This window comes from Candidatus Roseilinea sp. NK_OTU-006 (assembly GCF_012931985.1).
GTDB lineage: Bacteria > Chloroflexota > Anaerolineae > J036 > Brachytrichaceae > JAAFGM01.
The window spans coordinates 1-2974 of sequence record NZ_JAAFGM010000082.1; the positions used below are offsets into that span (position 1 = coordinate 1).

3 protein-coding genes are annotated in these 2974 nt (G+C 63.5%); 1 reads left to right on the top strand and 2 read right to left on the bottom strand.

All coding sequences use genetic code 11. The features are described 5' to 3' along the window. Positions 1–82 precede the first annotated feature (82 nt). Positions 83–1072 (bottom strand): QcrA and Rieske domain-containing protein, encoded by a 990-nt coding sequence (locus GXH28_RS15500; RefSeq protein ID WP_169239920.1) that lies wholly within the window; start codon positions 1070–1072, stop codon positions 83–85. A 210-nt stretch (positions 1073–1282) separates the two neighbouring features. Further along, positions 1283–2095, bottom strand: a complete 813-nt coding sequence (locus GXH28_RS15505; RefSeq protein WP_169239921.1) for an undecaprenyl-diphosphate phosphatase — start codon at positions 2093–2095, stop codon at positions 1283–1285. 322 nt (positions 2096–2417) lie between these two features. On the opposite strand from GXH28_RS15505, the gene GXH28_RS15510 reads away from it, so the two are divergent. After that, a partial coding sequence (locus GXH28_RS15510) for an NAD-dependent epimerase/dehydratase family protein (protein ID WP_169239922.1) occupies positions 2418–2974 on the top strand: 557 nt, incomplete at its 3' end.

Below are 2974 nucleotides of genomic sequence, written 5' to 3' on the forward strand. Positions count from 1 at the left end.
CGCTGAGGGTACGTATTGGTCTCGCCGATGCTCAGGCGTCCGGGACGATCTTTTGCGAACCACGCGCGCCAGTCCTTACGAATTAGAAGTGTGGCTTGCCCAAGATCTTCTGACCGGTATTGACGACGACCGACTCGGCACCCGGCGGCAGCGGAATGGGCTGGCCATCCGTGGAGGCAGCGATGACGTTGCCGCTGGCGTCGAGGACTTCGACGGTGAAGCGATCGAGGTCGCGCGGCGCCGGCCCGGCGATGTAGGTGCCGTCGAGTTTGAACTGCGAGCCATGGCAGGGGCAAGCGAAAATCTTCGCCGCGTCGCTCCAAGGGAAGATGCAGCCCAGATGCGTGCAAATCTTGTAGAGCGTGTTAATGCCGGCGTCGGTATGCACCAGCCAGAATTTCCCTGCATTGTTCGACACCGGCGCTTCGTTCGGCTGCGGGAATTCATCGGCGCGCACCGTGATCTTGCCGCCGAACTCGCCGGCCCTGAAGCGCGGCATGGCGAAGAAGAACGTGATGCCGGCGAACTGCGCCAGGAAGAGCGCCATGGATGCGCCCCACACATAGTTGAGAAATTCGCGCCGCGTCACGCCTTTCGGCGGAGTAACCGGCGCTACTTCTTCCTTCGCGGCGGCCGCCGGTTTGGGCGCTGCTGCCGCACCTGCGGCAGCCGGCCTGGCGGCGGCGGTGGGCGCCGCCGGTTTCGCCGCGCCTGCCGCGGCGGGCTTCGCCGTACTTGCAGGCGCAGCCGGTTTGGCCACGCCTGCCGGCGTCGCGGGTTTGACGCTCGGCGCGGCAGCCGGCTTCGCTGCGCCGGAGACGGCCGCTTTCGCCGCGTCCGACACCTCTTTTGCCGCTGATGCCGCGCTTTCGGCTGCATCAGCCGCCTTATCTGCAACATCACCCGCTGCTTGTTTCACCTGCTTTGCCGCATCGTCTACAGCACGCTTGGCAGCTTGACCTGCCTGTTCGGCTGCAGCCTGGATGTCCTCGGCCGCCTGCCGAGCCGCGGCTGCGGTTTCCTCTGCGGCCTGAGAAGCCGGTGATCCCTTCGGTTCCGTTGTTTCTGCCATTGACACTCCTTCCAAAGCCGTTTGCGCCGTGTGACCTTGATCATTTGCCGAGCTGCGCTCGAACTTTGTGCCTGAACGATTCGAACGCAAGACCTCTGTCTCGACGTCGCCGGCGAAGTGGTCTCAAACTGGTGCGCAATATATCACGAGCCACCTGTCCTGTCAGTGACGTTTTGTCATAGGCAGGTATGACATTTGTCCAACGCAATGTCATCCGAAGAAGCCGGCTGCGGCCAGCCCGAGCAGGGCGATCCCGACGACGATGCGATACCAGGCGAACGGCTTCAGGTCGCGCCGGGCGACGTAGCTGAGAAAGAACTTAATGACAACGAGCGCAACGAGGAAGGCAGAGACCAACCCGACGGCGAACGCCGGCAGCTCGGTGGGATGGATCGCGTCCAGGTTGCGCACGAAGTCGAACACCGTCGCGGCCAGCATCGTAGGAATCGAGAGGTAGAACGAGAAGCGCAGCGCGGTAGGCCGGTCCATGCCGGCCAGCAAGCCGCCGATGATGGTGGACGCCGATCGCGAGAAGCCCGGCCACAGCGAGGCGATCTGCGCGAGGCCAACGATGAGCGCCTGTCGCCAGTGCGCGTCTTCCACATGATGTGTGTTCGCCCGGCGCGGTCGCCATTCCACGATCAACATGATGACGCCTCCGGCGATCAACGCAAACGCGACCGTGATGGGGTTGAATAGATTGTCCTTGATGAGACGGCTGAGCAGCACGCCGACAACGGCTGCTGGAACGAACGCGATGGCGACGTTGAGTAGCAAGCACTGCGCGCGCCGGTCGTGCGTTGTCCGCCGCAATAGATCGAACAAGTCGCGCGCGAAGTAAACGACCACCGCCAGAATGGCGCCGAGCTGGATGAAGATCTCGAACGTCGCGGCGATCGTTTCGGGGAATCCGATCAACTTGCCGGCGACGATGAGGTGGCCGGTGGAGGAAATCGGGAGGAATTCGGTGAGGCCTTCGACGATGCCCATGACGAGCGCCTTGAACAGCAGTGATAAATCCATGGGCACGAATCGTAACAGGTGCGCGCCAGGTGCATTCGTGCATCGGGGCAAAATTTGCATGGTAGGACGCGGACTCCGTTCCGCGCCTATATATGCCCCGAATGGGGCAGAGCGCGCCCTAGCGAATACGTCTACCCCCGTTGGCTCAGCCCAGGCGTTTACGCCGGGGCGGGTCCCATCGAAAGCCAATACACACCGGCAACCGATGAACACATATACGGCCCGGCCTAGCTTCTATGCCGTCCACTGTGCCTCCGCCGCGCAAAAAGTCCCCCACTTTTCTGCGCTATACCCCAACCGTCTTGTAAACTTCGGCGGTCATATGCTCGCACTCGTCACCGGCGCGACCGGTTTCATCGGCGCCAATCTCGTCGAAGCACTCACTCAGCATGGCTGGACGGCGCGTGCGCTGCACCGGCCGTCGTCCTCGCTCAAGGCGTTGGCCGGCTTGACCTACGAATCGGCCGTCGGTGACGTGACCGACCCGGGATCGCTCGGTGTGGCAATGGTCGGCGTGGACGTGGTCTTCCACGTCGCAGCCGTCGCCGACTATTGGCGCAGCGACGCCGGCACGATGATGCGCGTGAACGTGGACGGCACGCGCAACGTGCTGCAGGCGGCGCTGGACGCCGGCGTGCGACGCGTGGTGTTCACCAGCAGTTGCGCTGCGCTCGGCCGGCCGCCGTTCGGCCAGGTGCTCGACGAGCGCGCACAGTTCAATCTGCAACCCCACGAGTTTCCCTACGGCTACAGCAAACACCTGGCCGAACAAGTGTGTCGCGAGTTCGTCGCGCGCGGGCTGGATGTGGTCATCGTCAACCCGGCGGTGGTGTTCGGCCCGCGCGACGTGAACCTGATCAGCAGCAGCCTGATCGTCGA